Genomic DNA, 17,672 nt, shown 5'->3' with positions numbered 1-17,672 from the left:
CGGCCTCTCGCCCCCGTGGTCACTCCTCCGGCGTCACCGCCACCGCGGCAGCCGCCTCCGGCCCCTCCTCCAGCAGGACCCGCAAGCCATCCTCGTCGAGAATCGGCACTTTGAGCTTGACGGCCTTGTCATATTTGGAGCCTGCGTTCTCCCCAACGACCACGAAAGAGGTCTTTTTAGACACCGAACCGGACACCTTTCCGCCCCTGGCTGAAAGGGCCGCGCCCGCCTCGTCACGGGTGAAGGTCGCCAGCGTCCCGGTCACCACGAACGTCAGGCCTTCGAGCGTCCGCGGAAGCAGGTCGGCGGGAGGCTCGTCCTCCATGCGGACCCCGGCCTGCCTCCAGCGGGTCACGATCTCCTTGTGCCAGTCGACCTGGAACCAGTCGTGGATCGCCGCCGCCACCCGGGGGCCGACCCCCTCGACGGCGGCCAGCTCCTCCTCGGTCGCCCGCTCGATCGCGTCGATCGAACGGAACTCGGCGGCGACGGCCTGCGCGGTGGGCGGGCCGACGTGCCGGATCGAGAGCGCGACCAGCACCCGCCAGACGGGCTGGTCCTTCGCCCGCTCCAGCTCCTCCAGCATCTTCTCGGCGTTCTTGCTCGGCTCGCCGCTCTGGTTGGCGAAGAAGGTGACGACCCTGGGCTCACCGGTCTCCGGGTCGGTCTTGGGAAGGCCGGTGTCGGGATCGCGGACGACGGACCTGATCGGCAGCAGCCGCTCGACGGTCAGGTCGAACAGGTCGGCCTCGGTGCGCACCGGCGGCTCCTGGGGCGGCAGCGGCTGGGTCAGCGCGGTCGCCGCGACGTAGCCGAGCCCCTCGATGTCGAAGGCCCTGCGCCCGGCGGCGAAGAAGATGCGCTCACGCAGCTGGGCCGGGCACGCCCTGGTGTTGGGGCAGCGCAGGTCGGCGTCGCCCTCCTTCTCGTAGGCCAGCTCCGTGCCGCACTCCGGGCAGTGCGTCGGCATCGTGAACTCGCGTTCGGTGCCGTCGCGCAGGTCGGCGACGGGGCCGACGATCTCCGGGATGACGTCGCCCGCCTTGCGCAGCACCACGGTGTCGCCGACGCGCACGCCCTTGCGCGCGACCTCGGAGCCGTTGTGCAGGGTCGCCCGCTCGACCGTCGAGCCCGCGACCACGATCGGCTCCATGACGCCGTACGGCGTGACCCGGCCCGTGCGGCCGACCCCGACCTGGATGTCCAGGAGCTTGGTGTTGACCTCCTCCGGGGGGTATTTGTAGGCGATGGCCCAGCGGGGCGCCCTGCTGGTCGAGCCCAGGTTGCGCTGGATCTCGATGCGGTCGATCTTCACCACGACGCCGTCGATCTCGTAGACCGGGTCGTGGCGGTGCTCGCGGTAGAACTCGATGAAGGCGTTGATGCCGTCGAGGTCGTCCACGACCTTGTAGAGGTCGCTGACCGGCAGGCCCAGCGCCCTGAGCCGCTCGTAGACCGCCGACTGGGTCGGAGGCAGGGGCTCGCCCTCCCATTTGCCGACACCGTGGACGATCATGTGCAGTGGTCGCTGCGCGGTGATCCTGGGGTCCTTCTGCCGCAGCGAGCCCGCCGCGGAGTTGCGGGGGTTGGCGAAGGGGGGCTTGCCCGCCTCGACCAACTGCTCGTTGAGCTTCCTGAAGCCCTCGACGGGCATGTAGACCTCGCCCCTGACCTCGACGAGGTCGGGCACGTCCGGGCCGGTGAGCCGCTGGGGGACGTCGGCGATCGTGCGCACGTTCGCCGTGACGTCGTCGCCGACGCGGCCGTCGCCCCTGGTCGCGGCCCGCACCAGGCGGCCCTTCTCGTAGACCAGCGCGATGGCCAGGCCGTCGATCTTCAGCTCGCACAGGTAGGGCGCGGTCTCGCGCTCGGCGAGCCGTTCCGCCCTGACCTGCCAGGAGAGCAGGTCGTCGGCGTTGAAGGCGTTGTCCAGGCTCTCCATCCGCTGCAGGTGGGCGACCGCCGTGAAGTCGCTGGAGATCGGCGCGCCGACCTTCTGCGTCGGGGAGTCCGGCGTGCGCAGGGCCGGATGCTCCTCCTCAAGGGCGCGCAGCTCGCGCATCCACGCGTCGTACTGGGCGTCGCTCGCGGTCGGTGAGTCGAGCACGTAGTAACGCCAGTTGGCCTCGTCGGCCAGCTCGGCCAGCTCCGCGTGCCGTTCAAGCGCCGCAACCGGCACACCCTCGACCTCAGCGCCCATCGCAGGCTCTCCCCTCGTCAACCGGAAACGAGGAGAACGCTATCGCCGACCACCGACAGTGCGCGGCGCCGTTACCCGCCCATGGACAAGCTCCGCGGACGAGCCCGCCCTGGTCACGCGACCGCCGTACGGCCCCGCGGCCGGGGAGGTCACTCGCCCGGGTCCTCCCGCAGCACGCGGGCCGCCCGCGCGCAGGTGGCCAGGGCGGTCCTGGCGTAGGCGGGTGAGGCCCCGGCCAGCCCGCACGCGGGGGTGAGCACGACCTGCGAGGCCAGCGTCGAGGCGGGGAAGCCGAGCCTGCTCCACAGCTCCGCGGCGGGCCTGGCGATCACCCCGATGTCGGGCAGCGGCGCGTCCGTGCCGGGCACGACGCCGAGGAAGAGCGCGATCCCCGCCTCGATCGTCTCGCCGATCGCGTCCTCGTCGCGTCGCCTGAGCAGGGAGGCGTCCAGCGAGAGACCGCGAAGGCCCGCCTCACGCAGGACGCCGAAGGGCACCCTGGGCGCGCAGCAGTGGGCGATCGGGAAGACTCCCCCGGGCAGCACGGAGCCGAGCAGCTCGGTGGCGTCGTGGGCCTCGACGGCGGGCAGCCGCCCGAAGCCGGACGCGGTCGGGACCGTACCCGCCAGCACTCCCGGCAGGCCGGGCTCGTCGAGCTGCAGCACGATCTCCGTGGCGCCCGGCACCCTCTTGCGCACGTCGGCGACGTGCGCGGCGAGCCCCTCGGCGAAGGAGGCGGCCAGGTCGCGCACCGCCCCCGGGTCGGCGAGCGTCCTGTCGCCGTGGCGCAGCTCGACGGTCGCCGCCAGCGTCCACGGCCCGGCCACCTGGATCTTGAACGGCCCCCGGTACCCCTGGGCCGCCTCCTCAAGGGCGTCGAGGTCGCGCAGCAGGTGGTCACGGGCCCGCCTGGCGTCGCGTCCCGGCCGGTCGGCGAAGCGCCATCCCGAGGGCTGGACCTCGACGGCCAGCTCGACCAGCAGCGAGGCGGACCGCCCGATCATGTCGGCGCCGACGCCTCGTCCGGGCAGCTCGGGGAGGTACGGCAGAGCGGAAAGCTCCCCGAAGACGACCCTGATCGCCTCCTCGTGGTCCTGCCCCGGGTGCGACCCGACGCCCGTCGCCGTCGCCTCGCCCCACGCGTATCCGGCCGCGGTCCCGGCCGTGTGTTCTCCCATGTCCGCTCCCCGCCCTCTCACCGAACCCCGGGCACCCGCCCGCCTCGCCCGGTCACGGCAGTCAGCTTAGGACCGCCGGACACCGTGACGGCGCTTGATCGGGTTCAGTAGGGTTCTGCCCGGTATCACCGGTCTTGGGGGACAGAAGGTGAACGGATTCACGCGAAGGCTGACGGCCGCGGCCATCGCGATCGTGACCGCGGGGGCCGTAACCGCCGCTCCCGCCGTGGCCGCGCCCACCAGGTGCGCGCCGAAGCGCGGCACGACGAGCATCGCGGAGCCGTGGGGGCAGCGGCGGCTCAACCTGCCGCAGGCGTGGCGGCTGTCCAGGGGCGCCAAGGTGACCGTGGCGATCGTCGACAGCGGCGTGGACGTCACGCATCCCCAGCTGACCCGGGTGACCGCGTTCGACCTCACAGAAACCGGCAAGGCCGACTGCGTCGGTCACGGCACCGCGGTCGCGGGCATCATCGGCGGGGCCAGGCTCAAGGGGGTGCCCTTCGCGGGGGTCGCGCCCGAGGCCAGGCTGATCTCCATCAAGCAGCCCCTGGGCGACGAGGGCGACCTGGGCAGGCTGGCCCTGGGCATCGTCAAGGCGGCCCAGCTCGGCGCCGACGTGATCAACGTCTCCATCCAGGCGAGCGACCAGCCCGACCTGCGCAACGCGGTCGCGTACGCGCTGGCCAAGGACGCGGTCGTGGTCGCCGCGGCGGGCAACGTGAACAAGGAGGACGGCACTCCGGCCCCCGCCTATCCGGCCGCCTATCCCGGGGTCATCTCGGTCGGCGCGGCCAACTCCGACGGGAGCGTCGCCGACTACTCGAACTCCATGACCCCCGTCACCGTGCTGGCCCCCGGCAGTGACATCACCAGCACCTGGCCGGGGCGCTCCTACGTCGAGAAGGAGAACGGCACCAGTTTCGCGGCGGCCTACGTGTCGGGCGTCGCGGCTCTGGTGCGCTCCCGCTACCCGGAGCTGAACAAGGACCAGGTGCGCTGGCGCATCGCGCGGACCGCCGACGGCGCCTCGGGGACGGGCAGCGGCGCCGGGATGGTCAACCCGCTGCTGGCCGTCTCGACGATCATGGCCTCGGACGAGGTGGCCCTGGCGCCGCAGGAGCCCGCCCCGCTGCCCGCCGACGCGATCCGGCGCACGCCTCCCGAGGACGCCCTGAGCGTCTCGATCACGCTGTGGGTCGCCCTGCTCTGTCTCGCCGGAGTCCTGCTGGCCGTGGTGTTCAGGTTCGCCGTGCCGCGAGGCCGGCGCCGGGGATGGCGGCCAGGGCATCCGGGAGAACAGACATGAAAGAGCTGTGAAACATGTGAACTTCACTGATCAGATTTGCTTTGATAGCCCTAGATATACCTATAGCAGTCTTTATCGATAGTTGAGTTGGAAGGATGGCCGATGGGGGATTTCAACCCATTGACACCTGAAGATCCGGAACGGATTGGTGTCTACCTCCTCACCGGACGTCTCGGCGACGCCTCCGGTCAGACCGTCTACCTGGGGCGTCTTCCCGATCAGGAGACCACCCGGGTCATCCGCCTGCTGCCCGCGCTTCCCGGTGCCGACCCCCAGACGCGGGAGCGGATCACCAACCGGCTGCACGCCGCCAAGCGGATCTCCGGCGCGCACACCGCCAAGCTTGTCGAGGTCGGCTGGTTCGACGACTCCCCCTACGTCGTCCACGAGCACGTCGAGGGCCGCTCCCTGCGCGAGACGGTCACCGCGGACGGACCGCTCGACCCCGACGCCCTGGAGCGGCTGGCCTCCGGCACCCTCGCCGCCCTGACCGCCATCCACCTGGCGGGCCTCGCCCACGGCGGGCTGAACCCCGACACCGTGGTGCTGAGCGCGGAGGGTCCGCGGGTGCGCGACACCGCCCTCGGCGTCACCGGGCCCGAGCCCGACTACCACGCCCCCGAGCTGGTCCACGCCAACCTCACCGGCGGTCCGGCACCGGCGCCCGGCAGGCCCGCGGACCTGTTCGCCTGGGCCGCGACCATCGCCTACGCCGCGACCGGCCGCGCCCCCTTCGGCGGGGACCCGCAGGCCGTGCTCAACGGCTCCCCCGACCTCACCGGGCTCGCGCCCGCGCTGACCGCCCTCCTGATCTCCTGCCTCGACAAGCAGCCGCAGCAGCGTCCCGACACCAAGGCCGCCATGCTGCAACTGCTCGGCGACCGGCCCGCCCTCACCGGCACGGCCGTCACGGGGGGCGCCGTCACCGGAGGCGCCGTCACGGGGAGCGCAGTCACCGGGGACGCCGTCGCACCGGCCGTGCCCCAGCAGCAGGACGCCGCCGCCTCGCAGCCTGCGGCGTCCGCGGGATGGAGCGCGCCGCCGCTGCCCAAGGACACCTCGGCCTCGACGCAGCCGCCCATCGTGCTGCAGGTCGCGGCCACGACCACGGGGAGCAAGAAGCCCGGCGGGCTTCTGCTGGCCGCCTGCGTCGGCACGGTCGCCGTGCTGGCCGGAGCGGGCATCTGGGCCGCGGGGAACTACACCTCGCTCAACAACGTCGAGCGCGCCTCCGCCGACGGGAAGGTCGCGAACCCCCTCGAACTGGTCGACCAGGGCAAGGGGCGGCAGCCGTACCCGACGAACGGCACGGGGGGTCAGGGACAGCAGGGCACCGACGACCCCTCGGACCGGGTGACCGTGCCGTGGGGCACGACGCCCGACCCGAACGTCCCGGACGTCGCCCCGCTCCAGCTGACCACGGAGGAGCCGACGGGTGAGCCCCCGGTGCCGACGCTGACCTCGTTCACCACCCCGCCGCCCGCCGTACCGACCACGCCCCCGATTCCGCCGACCAACGTCCCCGCGCCCCCGAGCACGGCGCCGACCGCGGAAACCTCGGCGAAGCCGACCGGGAAGCCGACGGGCAAGCCGAGCCAGACGGCCGAGCCGACGCAGGCCCACACGCCGACGCCGACCGTCACCGTGACCGTGACTCCCACCGTCCCGCCCAGCGGGCCCGCGACCGCGTCCCCCAGCGGATCTCCCACGGCCTCTCCCAGCGGGACCTCCACGGCGTCCCCGTCGCCGAACGGCAGCCCCGAGCCGAGCCAGACGGCCTCCCCCTCACCGGCTCCGACGGCCGCCCCGACGCCCGCGGCGAGCGCGAGCGCACAGCCGACCCACGCCGCGAGGCCGACGCCGTCGCCGACGCCGACCCGGACGGCACGCACCCCCGAGGAGACCAAGACCGTACGGTCGACTCCGACCAGGACCGCGAAGCCCGAGACGAAGCCCGAGACGGAGCGTCCTTCGGAGAAGCCCATCGAGCCCGGCAACGTCAGGCCGCCGCTCCAGCCGACCGCCGAGCCCTCGACGGCCAAGCCCCCGGCCGAGGAGTCCCGGCCGCAGACCAACCCCTACACGCCGCAGCAGGCCTGCGGGGCGGGCTACTACGTGCAGCGGTCCGTGCCCTTCACCGGCGGAGCCGTCTACCAGCTCTACAACTCCTCGACCGGCTCGAACTGCGTGGTCACCATGAAGACCACCGACATCGGGAAGGCGACCTCCGTCTGGGCCACCCTTCAGGTGAAGGACGGCGGGAGCAAGACCGAGCGCGGGGAGTTCAAGTACTACGCGGGCCCGGTGATCCTGCCCGCGAAGGGCAAGTGCGTGAGCATCAGCGGTGGCAACTCGGCGGACAGCGCCAGCGCCCCGCCGGCCAACTGCGGATGACGCGCCTCTGAGTGCCTCGCAACGACGACGTCGGCCCCCGCCGGGTTCGCCCCGGCGGGGGCCGACGCCTTCCAGGCTTCCTCAGCGCCGTTCGAACCGCCCGTCCTCGGCGCCGACGGAGTGGGCGAAGAACTCGTAGGCGGCCTCCATCCGCTCACGCGCGTCGTCGAGGCCCAGGGGGGTGGCCGGGAGCCCCGCGTCTTCGAGGATCTCCTTCGTCCTGCGCTCCCTGTCGTCCTGCGCGACCCCGATCGCCCGCATGAGCTCCTCCGCCAGGACGTGGCTGTCCAGGCGCATGACGCGAGGGTTGAGGTCGATCCTCTCGACCCTGCCCGAGGGGTCGACGGTCACGCCGATCAGCCCGTCCGCCCCGGTTCCCGTGCCGCGTACCTCGTCCAGTTCGCCTTCGATCTCGGCCAGGCGCGCCGTCTGACGTTCGGCGTCTCTGCTGATGCGTTCCAGGTCTTCCAGCCCGAAGTTGGTGGGATCGAACACCACGCGCCTCCTCCTGACGATGAGTGACAACAGATAACCGAAATCACTCCTGACACCAGAAAAGCCACACGGTACCGTAAAGATCACTTAAACACCGCTGTTCACACGCGAAACCACCAGATGTCCAAAAGCTGAACTACACGGGGGTACGTCGGCGGATGAGTCAGAACATTCACGTCACCTCGACCTGCATCGCGAACATCCAGCGCAACCTCAACGAACGGGTGGTACCGGCGTTCGAGGACCTCAAGACGAAGATCGACGAGACCAACGTCGACAGCCCCGGGTTCGGCCTGCTCGGTCTCGCCTTCGGCGGCGCGTACGAGAGCACGCAGCGCGACGTCAAGAAGTCCGTCGAGGACGCCACCGCCGCGATCAACGCCTGGGTCGGTGCCCTGGAGACCATCAAGCAGAACTGGAGGGACGCCGAGGACGCGAGCAAGGTCACCTACTCATGACGGCTCCGCCGGAAGGCGCCGGCTCCTCCATCCGGGAAATCCGGGAAGTCCGGGAAGTCCGGGAAGAACGACGGCAGCGACAGCAAAGGCGGCGGAGAAGGTGACGGGACCGAAGGTCGACCTCACCCACCATGGTCGGGCGGCGACGGCGGCGCGCAGGGAGCTCACGGCTTTCGCGGACGAGGCCCTCAAGGCGCTCAGGGCGAACGCCAGGCCGGTTCCGGCCCTGGCCACCGCGGTGGCCATCGTGAGCACGGCCGTGGCGAACACCCCGGGGATGAACGACGCCAAGGCCAACTGGAACGCCCTGGCCAAGGCCCTTGAGGTCGCCTACCCCTCTCTCATCGGCAACGCGGTCTTCCTGTCCCGTGCCGACTGGCAGGCCGACGACCGCGAGGAGTTCCTGAACGCGACCGCCCTGTTCAGCGGCGAGCTGCAGAAGCTCAGCGGCGTCTGCTACACCCTGGAGGGCAAGGTGGACGCGGTCCACCAGGCGTACTACGACTACTGGAAGGGAATCCTCGTCCTTTCCTCCGCGGTGACCCTCTACATAACGGCCATCCGGCTCGCGAGCAGGGGAAATCCGGCCACGGCCGCCGCCGCGCAGGTGGCGCTCCAGCGAATCGGCCCCATCGTCAACAGCCTCGCGGCCAAGATGACCGCGCTTCTGGGCGGCTACCTCGCCCTGATAGGCACCACCCTGCTTCCCCTCACGCAGCGGATGCTCGACCTGAACAACATCATGCCGACCGGCGCCATGAAGATCGACTTCAAGAAGGCCGTCATCTCCACGGAGCCGCCCTCGGCCTGGGTCGCCCCCAAGCGTGAGGTGGGGGAGCCCGCCTCGAACAAGCCCGACCCCAAGGTCGACGCGACACTCGACAAGATCAACGGCAGATAGCGCCGGGTCAGAAACCCGAGGACAGGTCCCGCAGGGTGCGGGCCAGGTCCTCGCCGATCTCCTCAAGCTGGCGGCGGGCCGCGGCCATGTCCAGTGTGATCGGCTCGCCGCCCGTCGCCTCGCTGATCAGTTCCTCGCTACGGCGCCGCGCGTCGTCCTGCGCCGCGCGGACCGCCTCGGTGACCGCCTCGGCGATCGTGGCGGTGTCCAGGCGCGCGATCCTGGGGTCGAGGGTGACGCGCTCCAGGCGTCCCGTCGAGTCGACCACGGCCCGCGCCATGCCGTCGGCCGCCTCGCCCTCTCCGGTGATCGCGCCGAGCTCGTACTGGACGCCGCCGAGCCTGTTCAGCATCTCGTCGCTGCGCCGTACGAACTCGTCGAGACCTTCCGGGGTGTCCAGGCGCAGGTCGTCGAAGTCGCGGTTCATCTGTGTCATGGCGCCGGAAGCTCTCTCTTGGGGGCCAGCCACTGGAAACCCGCCGAGGGCGGGAGCCGGGTCGGCTGCCCGGGTTGCGAGGGGGGCGGTTTCTGGAAGGAGGGCAGGTTCCCCGTCACGATCATCGCCTGGGTGAAGTCGATCTTCGCGGCGCCGGTCGGCGAGAGGTTGAACATCTGCCAGAACGCCTTGCCCGAGAAGAACAGCGAGACACTGCTCGCCCCCGCGGCGATGATCTTCACCAGCGCGGCGGTCGAGGCGCCGATGATGCTGCTGGCCAGGGTGCCGAGCATTCTCAGGTTGAGCATGGCCGACCCGGCGAACGGTGTCGTCAGCATGGCCGCGGCGATCAGCAGCAGGGAGATCAGCCGGGCGGCCAGCGCGGCGAGCGCGGCCCAGTAGGCGCGGTAGGCGTCGCCCAGTTCGTCCACGATCCCCGCGACGGCCTTGACGTAGGCGCGCAGGCTCTCCACCGCCTCCTGGTACTGCTGGACCGCGTGGTTGAACGCCTCACGGTCCTTGGCGATCCACCCGTCCTTCTCCTTGTCCCGCAGGGAGGCCAGGAAGCTCTTGTTGAGGGTGTCCAGGCGCGAGTGGATCGACTCCCAGTTGTTGTAGGCGTCGGCCATCCCCGGCACGTTGGCGACCGCCGTCCCCGCGATCGCCACGCCCGCCCACAGGGTCGGCGCGAGCCGCGCGCCCTTCTCCAGGCTGCTGATGATCTTCGAGGAGTTGACGACGACGCCCTTGGCGCTGCGTGTCGCGGTCCTCCACTGGGGCCTGTTCGAGGCGGTCATCGGCGGACGACGACGCCGCTGGCCGCTTCCGCGGTCCTCCAGTTGCCCTCGGCCGTCAGCAGCCCCTCCTGCCAGGAGGCCAGGACGTCGAGGGCCTCGGTGAACCTCTCCTCCATCTGGCGCTGGATCTGGCGGTACCTGATCCCGATCGCCACCTCACCGGCCGCCCCCCAGCCGGGAAAGGACACGTGGGTGCTCGCCACCATGTCCCGCAGTTCCCTGACCTTGGGGATGGTGGTGTCCGTCACCTCGGTGTGGAGTGCTCGAATCGCGTCGGACGTGACGTGAATGTCCAGCGCCATGTGCCCCTCCTTGATCAACGGTCGTTCCTGTATCTCCTATCACCGCCCGGCCCGCCGTCCCGGCTTTCCCGGACCTTGTTCAGCGGGCTTTCGATGATCGGAAACGCTCTGGACGACAACCGTTTACATCCACCACAAAAAGGACCATTTTCAAGATCGTCCTTCTATGCTTGCGGTAACGCATCCAGCGATACGGGGGTTGGGATGCAGACCCGGCGTGACCTCTACCAGGCGTACAGGCTGATGACGCAGCGCCTGGGCACCGCCCTGCTCCAGGGCGAACCAGACCTGCCCGAGTCGCCCATGCGCAGACACAACGTGGCGATGTTCGGCGGCGTACTGGTCGCCGTGCTGGTCGCGGCCGTCTTCGGCGTGATCGGCCTGCTGCGGCCGGGCAACGCGACCGCGCTCACCGACCCGGGAACCGTGATCGTCGAGGAGGAGACGGGCGCCACGTTCGTCTACAGCGCCCCCCAGGGCACGATGATCCCGGTCGTCAACATGGCCTCCGCGCGGCTGCTGGTCGGCCAGGAGAACGTGAAGGTGCGTGTGGTCAGCTCCGCCTCGCTGTCCGGCTACCCCCGCGGCACGCTGGTCGGCATCCCCGGCGCCCCGGAGTCGCTGCCCGCCCGTGACCGCCTGGTCCGCTCCCCCTGGTCGGCCTGCGTGGTCGAGGGGGCGGACGCCAACGGCGAGCGCAGGCCGTACACCACCCTGGTCGGGGGGTTCGCCGTCGGCGGCGAACCGATCGGGCAGGACAAGGCCATGCTCGTCGAACAGGACGGGCAGGCCTGGCTGCTCTGGTCGAACCAGCGGATGCGCGTCTCCACCGAGGGGGCACGGGCGCTGACCGAGGAGCGGCCCCGACAGGTCCCGCTGGCCTGGCTCAACGCGTTGCCCGCCGGGCCCGACTTCCGCTCTCCCTCCGTCCCCGGCCTCGGCCGCCAGACGCGTGGCCCCGACGGCGGCGCGTCGATCGTCGGCAGGGTGTTCACCGTTGCGCCGGTCGCCGGCGGAGGCGCCAAGTGGTACGTCCAGCTGGCCGACGGCCTGGCGCCCCTCACGCCGGCCCAGGCCGCCCTGCTGCTGCAGGACCCCGGCAGCAAGAAGGCGTACGGCCGGGCCCCGGTCAAGGCGATCGAGCTTGACCCGGCGACCGCGACCGGCGCCAGGCGTTCGGCGACCTCGATGGGCGGCGGCGACCTCCCGCGGACCATGCCCGCGGTCATCACCCCGCCGTCGACCAGCCCGGTCTGCGCCGTCTACGCCGACACCGAGCGCGGCTCGGCCAAGGCGCTGCTGACGGTCGGCAGCACGGTCGCGGTCCCCACGCCGCCGAAGGGCTGGTTCAACCAGGACGTGGTCGACCAGGTGGTCCTGCCGTACGGCGGAGGCGCCCTGGCCGGGCTGCTGCCCGGGGACGGCAGGCTGGACGCGATCCAGTCGCTCTACCTGGTCGACGACCAGGGACGGCGGCACGCCGTCACCTCACCGCAGGCGCTGACCGCCCTCGGCTACACGACGCAGGACATCGCCCCGCTGCCCGCGCACCTGGTGCACCTGATCCCCGAGGGACCGGCGCTCGACATCCCGGCGGCCAGGAAACCGGTGCAGGCCGACCGGCCCCGGACCACCGGGCCGCAGCAGCGACAGTGACCGGTCAGAAGACGCCGGGAATGATTCCGCCCTTCGGCTTGGGAGGCTTCAACGCGGAGGTGTCCGGCTTCACCGTGAGTCCGGTGCTCTTCTCGTACTGCAGGTTGACCTGGGTGAAGTCCGTCTCCAGCTCCGGCATCGACTGCATGCCGTAGAACAGCCGTCCGTGCTCCTTCGCCATGTCGTTGACGATCATCAGGATCACCGAGACCGCCCCGATCGCCAGCAGCTTCTTCTTGAGCACGGCTCTGACGACGGCGTCGAGTCCCTTGAGAAAAGTGTTGATCTGCAGCATGAGACCCGCCCGCAGCGGCGGGAAGGCCCACAGGGCGAGGGAGGCGGCCGCCGCGACGGTCATGGCGCCGATCACGAGCGTGGCGAACTGGAAGGTCCTGTGGTACAGGGACGCGGTCTGGTCGAGGGTGTCGGCCGTTCCCGCGCGGAAACTCTTGACGCCGTCCAGCTGGGTGACGAATTCGTCGATGGTGGCGGCGAAGAGCTTCTGCGCGTCCCCCTCCCACTTGCCCTCCTTCTCGGCCCTCCCCTTCAGGTCGATCAGTTGTTGTTTGAGCGTGTCGATGTCGACCCCGCCCGCCCCCTTCGGGTCACGCCACTCACCGGCCGCCTTCGCCATGTCGCCGGGGTTGGAGACCATCGTCCCGATGGCCGCGACGATGAGGTAGGCCCCCGGATGCATGAGGACGGCCGCGGCGGCGAGCCCCGTCGGGATCAACGACATGTATCCCCATCGATCACTCTCGTAGGCCACGGCTCGTCTCCTTCTCCGGCATCCGGTTCCCGCTCATACGCCTCAGCGTTCCGTCTCCCTCGGGCCGCGGCCCGAGGGGGTCAGTTATTCCTGGCCGATCACCGGTGGGGCGATGTCCTCGTCGCCGCCCCAGACGCTCTCGTCCTCCGAGGTCCAGGTGGTCTTCTCGCGTTCCTTGCCCTGCTCGCCGCCCGCGCCACCGGGTGCCATCGGCATCATCGGCATGCCGCCCATGCCACCCGCGCCGCCCGTGCCCGTGCCGGACAGGCCGCCCGGGAGGGCCCCGTTGCCGCCGACCCCGGAGAACCCGCCGCCCCGGCCGGACGAGCCCGGCCCCAGCGTGTCTCCCGTCCAGGTGGTACCGCCCGGCAGTCCCGAATTCCCGGTCGGCACGTTACCCAGATTGCCCAGGTTGCCCACGTTGGGAGGGTTGTAGGACGACAGGGCGGTCTTCGTGGGGTCGTCCAGCCCGAGGCCGGGCTTGTTGAGGTCGCCCCCGACGCCGTTCGGATCGGGGAGCTTGGCCCCGGGCAGATTGGAGTCCGGCAGGTTTTGGTTCGTCCCGTTCTGGCCGGGGAAATTGGTGTTGTCAGGGAACTTGACGTCGTCAGGCTTGGTGCCTTCGAGGGATCTGGTGTCGTCGGGGAACTTGCGGTCCAGCAGGTCCTTGTCCAACGGATCCGTCCCCGACCCGGGGAACTTCATATCGTCACCGGCCCCACCGTCGAGGCCACCGCCCATCTTGGGGAGACCGGCACCTCCCAGCTTGCCGGGGCCTCCCAGATTGCCGGGACCCCCCAGACCGCCGGGGCCTGGCTTCTCCTCGGTCGTGCTCGCCTTCTCCGCGGCCGCGTAGTTCTCGGACGCGGCCTTGAGAGCCGCGTTCCACGAGTCGATCGCCGCCTTGCCCGCCTTGAGGGCGTTGACGGCGCCGTCGCGGGCGGTGTCGTGGGCGGTGTTCAGCCCTATCCCGAGCACGCCGAAGGCGGGCGGGGCGATGCCGATCGAACCGGTGCCGTGGATGAGACCGTCGACGTCCTTGGCCCGGCTGCCGAACTCGGTGCCGAGGTTCTTCAGCTGGTCATCGGTGAACGAGACGACCTTGGCGGGACCACCGACCCCGAGCGAGATCCCGTCCAGTGGCGAATCGCCCATTTCCTCTCCTCACGACATCCTCACGACAGACCATCACATCAGACGATCACGGGGGGAGTGGTGTCGCCACCGTTGCCCCAGACCTCGTCGTCCTCCAGGAGCCAGGTGCTGCTCTCCCGGTCCTGGTTCTCCTCCGAACCCGCGCCGCCGCCGGGAGCCATCGGCATCATCGGCATCCCCGGGGTTCCCGCGCCCCGAAGCCCCCCGGCCCCCGCACCGAGGCCTCCGGCGCCACCGAGGCCCCCGGTGCCGCCCGGCAGGCCGACCCCCACCCCGACGCCGGTTCCCGTTCCCGTGCCGGCGTTCGTACCGGTGCCGATCAGGCCGTTGGCGTTGCCGAAGGTGCCCGCTCCCTGGCCGTTGGGCAGACCGAGCGTGCCGTTGCCCAGGTCGTTGGGGTTCAGGCCGGCGAGGGAGGTCGAGCCGGTACCGAACCGGTCGTTCGGATCGGTGCCGGGGAGGGAGCCGTTCACGGTTCCCGGGTTCGTGAGGTTCGGGTCGGAGCCGTCGGCGCCGGAGCCCGGACCGCCCGTCCCCGAACCGGGCGGGAAGCCGTCCACCGATCCGGGCCCCTGCCCGGGGAGGTCCTTGCCGCCCTGTCCTGAACCGTCCAGGCCGCCCAGGTCACCCTGGCCGTAGGGGTCCGAGCCGTTCAGACCCAGACGGTTGGTGGGGTCGTCGACGGACAGCCGGGTGGGCGTGCCGTTGTAGTCGCCCCCGCCCGGCCCCGTGACCCTTCCCCCGGGGCCCGTGGGCAGGTTGACGCCGCCGTAGTCGGGCACGGGGAGCTGCATCGGGGTCGGCAGCGAGTGCTGCACGTCCTCGGGCAGTTCCCTGTAGTGCTGGATGATCTTCTCGTTGATCTCGTTGAACCGGTCCCTCGCCCTGTCCTCGGCGCGGTACGCGCCGTAGAACGGGATCTGGTCCGCCCAGTCGGTGTCGTGGTCGGAGCGCGAGTCCTCGCCCCGCTTGGTGACGATGTTGCGCTGGGCCCAGTTGAGCGTCTCGGAGTAGCCGCGCAGCGTGGTGCCGACCTGCCGCATCTTGCCCGCCAGCTCGCGGATGCTCCCGTGCAGTCGCTGGAGTTCCTTCTGGGCCTCGACGCTCTCGGCTCCCTTATAGGTTCCGGCCAGATCGGTCGCCCGCTGCTTGAGGGTGGCCGCGGCCTCTTGGAGCAGGTCGTGCGCGGCGACGTAGTAGTCACCCGCGCGCTTCACCGAGTTCGGCTGGGTGGCGTCCACCCACTCCCTGACCTGGTCCTTGATGCTGTCGAAGAGCGTGACCGACAGGTGCGTCTCCTGCGGCTCGATGCCGTACTTGAGCCGGTTGGAGCCTGTTTCCGCCATGATGGCCTCCCTATCAGGCGCCCGTCTTGGGAGCCGTGCCCTCGTTCGCCACCTCAGCGCCGTCGTAGGCCTTGGCGATCTCGTAGAGCGTGTCGATGACGGCCTTGTACTGCTCGATCGTCGAGGAGTACAGGCCGCCGCCCTTCTGGCCCCGCTCTCCGACGAGAACCGAGTAGGACGTGTTGATCGCCATGGTGAACTGCTGGGCGGTCAGCCACTTGCCGAGGTGTTCGTCACTGAGCGCGCACTGCAGTTGCAGGTCGGGAAGCGACCCGCCCCCCGGGGGAGGCCCCGGCAGTTCGGCGCGCTCTCCCCTGGCCGTCGCCACCGCGGTCGCGGGGGGCGGCGTGGGGGTCGTCAGCTTCTGCAGCGCCTTCTCCAGCAGCCCGGCGATCTCCTTGATCGTGGCGCGGTTCAGGTCGGGACCGCCCTTGCCGCTGCTGTCGCTCTTGACGGTCAGACCGGGCCAGTCGGGATCGAGCTCGATCGCCATGCCGCACCTTTCGGAAAGTTCGGAAAAGTCAGGTGATGACCGGGGGGATCACGTCTCCACGGGAGTTCCAGACGTCCTGATCCTCGGACAGCCAGGTCGTGCGCTCCTGGCCTTGCTCCTCGGCCCCGCCGCCCGCGCCTCCGCCCGGCGACATGAACGGCATCATCGGGGAGCCGCCCCTGCTCGCCGGGGACGACGCCCCGGGTACGGCTCCCGCCCCGCCTGTCCCGAGGCCGGGACCGCCGAATCCGGGGCCGCCGATCACCGTGGGGGCGAGGGGCGGGCCGGACGTCGTGACCGGGGACACGGGCAGGACCGTGTGCTGCTGGATCGTGGGCGGCGCGACCAGGTTGGTCGGGGCGAAGCTCGCGACCTCGGTCCTTCCCGAGCCGTGGGTGGCGCCGGTGCCGTCGGACGTGGTCTCGTGCCCGCCGATCACGGCCGGGGCCGTGCCGTCCCCGCCCGAACCCGGGCCTGCCGTCTGGCCGCCGGGGCCGGTCGGTCCCGGCTCTCCCGGGGAGCCCTGGCCGCCGGTACCCGAACCGGGGCCGGTCGTGCCCGAACCGCCGGTGCCGCCGGGGTGACCGGGGGTGCCGGCGCCCTGGGAGCCGTCGTCCGTGCCGTCCGGGCCGCCCGTGCCGCTGTGTCCGCCGTTCGTGCCGCCGGTGCCGTACGGACCGTCGGCCGGTGAGCCGCTTCCCCGCCAGGGGCCGGTGTCCGTCCGCGAGGTGCTCCCGTTGCCCCGCGAACCGGTCGGCCGTCCCACCGAGGAGTAGTCCGTGGTCGTGTAACCGCCGGTCCCCGCGGGTTCCGCGGCGGCCGGAAGCGTGTAGGTGAACTCCTCGGGGATCTTCGCGTAGAGCTCGACGATCTGCCCGTTGAGCTTCTTCAGGAGGTTGCGGGCGTCGACCGTCCCGTCCGCCTCGGGGGGCTGCGGGCCCACCTGAAGCGCCTTCGCCCGCTTCGTGCGCAGGCCTTCCATCTCCTGGCGCGCCGCGGGCAGGTTAACGCCCCCGTACGTCCGCAGGACGGTGCCGACCTCCTTCATCACCGCGGCCAGCTCGGTGCCCGTCGTGTGCAGCATGCGTATGGCCTTGTGCGTCTCGACGGCGGCCGGGCCGCCCCAGACCTGGGCCAGCCTGGCCGCGTTGCCCTCCAGGGCACCGGTGACGAGTTCGATGACGGCGGCCCCGTTGGTGAACCCGAAGCCGGCGTTCTCGATCTCGGCCGGCGAGGTGCCCTTGAGCCAGTCGTCGATCGCCGTGAAGGAGTCGCCGACCTCCCCCTGGACCGGTGCGGCGGCCGAACGGACCCGCACGGTCCGTTTCTGGGTGTCCACTGCTCCCCCTGTCACCCGTTCCCGGCGCCGTTGGCGGTGTTGGCGCCGTCGTACTCTTTCGCGCTGTCCCTGATCGTCTTGATGACCTGGGCGTACTGCGCGACGAACTCCGCGTAGACCTGGGCGAGGACCGCGATCCTGCCGTCCGTGGAGGCTCCCCCGGCGACCGTCTGCCCGAACGTCCGGGCGGCGGGCCACTCGCCGACCTCCTGGCCGCTCAGGTTTCCGCTGGTCTCGACGCTGGCCGCGGAACCCGTCGTGTAGCCCTCGAAGAACGCGGGGCCCGCGAACCCCGCGGCGTACTCCTCAAGCTCCTGCGCGACCTTTCTCATCTGGAAGGTGTCGAACTCGGTGATGTTCGCCACGTCGTCCAGACTCGGCCACTCCGATGCGCTCATGCCTCTCCTCGGCGCGCCCGGCGCCACCCCGGCCGCCGCGTACGGCGGC

Annotated in this window: 17 protein-coding genes; 5 read left to right on the top strand and 12 right to left on the bottom strand. The window is 70.9% G+C overall.

Annotated elements, in window-relative coordinates; all coding sequences use genetic code 11:
* Positions 1-19 precede the first annotated feature (19 nt).
* Both ligA and ABT340_RS09325 read right to left on the bottom strand, forming a co-directional pair.
* Positions 20-2,200, bottom strand: coding sequence for an NAD-dependent DNA ligase LigA (gene ligA / locus ABT340_RS09330; RefSeq protein ID WP_352010215.1), 2,181 nt, complete (start codon positions 2,198-2,200; stop codon positions 20-22).
* A 149-nt stretch (positions 2,201-2,349) separates the two neighbouring features.
* The gene (locus ABT340_RS09325) at positions 2,350-3,378 is read right to left on the bottom strand and encodes a methionine synthase (RefSeq protein WP_352010214.1); all 1,029 of its coding nucleotides are present in this window, start codon (positions 3,376-3,378) and stop codon (positions 2,350-2,352) included.
* A gap of 148 nt (positions 3,379-3,526) precedes the next feature.
* Between ABT340_RS09325 and mycP the strand changes: the two genes are divergently transcribed.
* Positions 3,527-4,684, top strand: coding sequence for a type VII secretion-associated serine protease mycosin (mycP, locus tag ABT340_RS09320; protein ID WP_352010213.1), 1,158 nt, complete (start codon positions 3,527-3,529; stop codon positions 4,682-4,684).
* A 120-nt stretch (positions 4,685-4,804) separates the two neighbouring features.
* Complete coding sequence (locus tag ABT340_RS09315) at positions 4,805-7,078, top strand: serine/threonine protein kinase (RefSeq protein ID WP_352010212.1); 2,274 nt, start codon at positions 4,805-4,807, stop codon at positions 7,076-7,078.
* An 81-nt stretch (positions 7,079-7,159) separates the two neighbouring features.
* Here ABT340_RS09315 and ABT340_RS09310 read toward each other — a convergent pair whose 3' ends face one another.
* Positions 7,160-7,576: a YbaB/EbfC family nucleoid-associated protein gene (locus tag ABT340_RS09310; RefSeq protein WP_352010211.1), complete on the bottom strand. Its 417-nt coding sequence runs from the start codon at positions 7,574-7,576 to the stop codon at positions 7,160-7,162.
* 155 nt (positions 7,577-7,731) lie between these two features.
* Here ABT340_RS09310 and ABT340_RS09305 point away from each other — a divergent pair, with 155 nt between their 5' ends.
* Both ABT340_RS09305 and ABT340_RS09300 read left to right on the top strand, forming a co-directional pair.
* Complete coding sequence (locus tag ABT340_RS09305; protein WP_352010210.1) at positions 7,732-8,031, top strand: hypothetical protein; 300 nt, start codon at positions 7,732-7,734, stop codon at positions 8,029-8,031.
* A gap of 100 nt (positions 8,032-8,131) precedes the next feature.
* Positions 8,132-8,932: a hypothetical protein gene (locus tag ABT340_RS09300; protein WP_352010209.1), complete on the top strand. Its 801-nt coding sequence runs from the start codon at positions 8,132-8,134 to the stop codon at positions 8,930-8,932.
* A gap of 7 nt (positions 8,933-8,939) precedes the next feature.
* Here the strand turns inward: ABT340_RS09300 and ABT340_RS09295 are convergent, their stop codons facing one another.
* Genes ABT340_RS09295 through ABT340_RS09285 form a run of 3 tightly spaced genes read right to left on the bottom strand, consistent with a single transcriptional unit; the run spans position 8,940 to position 10,467 of the window.
* Positions 8,940-9,368 (bottom strand): YbaB/EbfC family nucleoid-associated protein, encoded by a 429-nt coding sequence (locus ABT340_RS09295; RefSeq protein WP_352010208.1) that lies wholly within the window; start codon positions 9,366-9,368, stop codon positions 8,940-8,942.
* Positions 9,365-10,165 carry a hypothetical protein gene (locus ABT340_RS09290; protein ID WP_352010207.1) on the bottom strand — a complete coding sequence of 267 codons (801 nt, stop codon included), beginning with the start codon at positions 10,163-10,165 and terminating at the stop codon, positions 9,365-9,367. The genes ABT340_RS09295 and ABT340_RS09290 overlap by 4 nt, the downstream gene beginning before the upstream one ends.
* The gene (locus tag ABT340_RS09285; RefSeq protein WP_352010206.1) at positions 10,162-10,467 is read right to left on the bottom strand and encodes a hypothetical protein; all 306 of its coding nucleotides are present in this window, start codon (positions 10,465-10,467) and stop codon (positions 10,162-10,164) included. The genes ABT340_RS09290 and ABT340_RS09285 overlap by 4 nt, the downstream gene beginning before the upstream one ends.
* A 204-nt stretch (positions 10,468-10,671) precedes the next feature.
* Between ABT340_RS09285 and eccB the strand changes: the two genes are divergently transcribed.
* Positions 10,672-12,123, top strand: a complete 1,452-nt coding sequence (eccB, locus tag ABT340_RS09280) for a type VII secretion protein EccB (RefSeq protein WP_352010205.1) — start codon at positions 10,672-10,674, stop codon at positions 12,121-12,123.
* Between the two features lie 4 nt (positions 12,124-12,127).
* Here the strand turns inward: eccB and ABT340_RS09275 are convergent, their stop codons facing one another.
* The 6 genes from ABT340_RS09275 to ABT340_RS09250 form a co-directional block, all read right to left on the bottom strand.
* Entirely contained in the window at positions 12,128-12,892 is a 765-nt protein-coding gene (locus ABT340_RS09275; protein WP_352010204.1) for a WXG100 family type VII secretion target, read from the bottom strand.
* An 84-nt stretch (positions 12,893-12,976) separates the two neighbouring features.
* Positions 12,977-14,047, bottom strand: a complete 1,071-nt coding sequence (locus ABT340_RS09270; protein ID WP_352010203.1) for a hypothetical protein — start codon at positions 14,045-14,047, stop codon at positions 12,977-12,979.
* Between the two features lie 38 nt (positions 14,048-14,085).
* Complete coding sequence (locus tag ABT340_RS09265; protein WP_352010202.1) at positions 14,086-15,393, bottom strand: WXG100 family type VII secretion target; 1,308 nt, start codon at positions 15,391-15,393, stop codon at positions 14,086-14,088.
* 13 nt (positions 15,394-15,406) lie between these two features.
* Complete coding sequence (locus ABT340_RS09260; RefSeq protein ID WP_352010201.1) at positions 15,407-15,886, bottom strand: hypothetical protein; 480 nt, start codon at positions 15,884-15,886, stop codon at positions 15,407-15,409.
* A 28-nt stretch (positions 15,887-15,914) separates the two neighbouring features.
* On the bottom strand, positions 15,915-17,225 hold the full coding sequence (locus ABT340_RS09255; RefSeq protein WP_352010200.1) for a WXG100 family type VII secretion target: 1,311 nt from the start codon (positions 17,223-17,225) through the stop codon (positions 15,915-15,917).
* A gap of 11 nt (positions 17,226-17,236) precedes the next feature.
* A complete protein-coding gene (locus tag ABT340_RS09250) occupies positions 17,237-17,623 on the bottom strand; it encodes a hypothetical protein (protein ID WP_352010199.1) in 387 nt (128 codons plus the stop codon).
* Positions 17,624-17,672: the final 49 nt, after the last annotated feature.

The organism is Streptosporangium sp. NPDC000239, from assembly GCF_040300765.1.
In the GTDB taxonomy this organism is placed as follows: Bacteria; Actinomycetota; Actinomycetes; order Streptosporangiales; family Streptosporangiaceae; genus Streptosporangium.
This window is presented reverse-complemented; position numbering and strand designations above follow the sequence as displayed.

What these genes read in the sequence shown, in the direction of transcription:
- ligA (WP_352010215.1), bottom strand. Translation starts at nt 2,200, where the DNA reads ATGGGCGCTGAGGTCGAGGGTGTGCCGGTTGCGGCGCTTGAACGGCAC.
- ABT340_RS09325 (WP_352010214.1), bottom strand. Translation starts at nt 3,378, where the DNA reads ATGGGAGAACACACGGCCGGGACCGCGGCCGGATACGCGTGGGGCGAG.
- ABT340_RS09305 (WP_352010210.1), top strand. Translation starts at nt 7,732, where the DNA reads ATGAGTCAGAACATTCACGTCACCTCGACCTGCATCGCGAACATCCAG.
- ABT340_RS09295 (WP_352010208.1), bottom strand. Translation starts at nt 9,368, where the DNA reads ATGACACAGATGAACCGCGACTTCGACGACCTGCGCCTGGACACCCCG.
- ABT340_RS09290 (WP_352010207.1), bottom strand. Translation starts at nt 10,165, where the DNA reads ATGACCGCCTCGAACAGGCCCCAGTGGAGGACCGCGACACGCAGCGCC.
- ABT340_RS09285 (WP_352010206.1), bottom strand. Translation starts at nt 10,467, where the DNA reads ATGGCGCTGGACATTCACGTCACGTCCGACGCGATTCGAGCACTCCAC.
- eccB (WP_352010205.1), top strand. Translation starts at nt 10,672, where the DNA reads ATGCAGACCCGGCGTGACCTCTACCAGGCGTACAGGCTGATGACGCAG.
- ABT340_RS09270 (WP_352010203.1), bottom strand. Translation starts at nt 14,047, where the DNA reads ATGGGCGATTCGCCACTGGACGGGATCTCGCTCGGGGTCGGTGGTCCC.
- ABT340_RS09265 (WP_352010202.1), bottom strand. Translation starts at nt 15,393, where the DNA reads ATGGCGGAAACAGGCTCCAACCGGCTCAAGTACGGCATCGAGCCGCAG.
- ABT340_RS09260 (WP_352010201.1), bottom strand. Translation starts at nt 15,886, where the DNA reads ATGGCGATCGAGCTCGATCCCGACTGGCCCGGTCTGACCGTCAAGAGC.
- ABT340_RS09250 (WP_352010199.1), bottom strand. Translation starts at nt 17,623, where the DNA reads ATGAGCGCATCGGAGTGGCCGAGTCTGGACGACGTGGCGAACATCACC.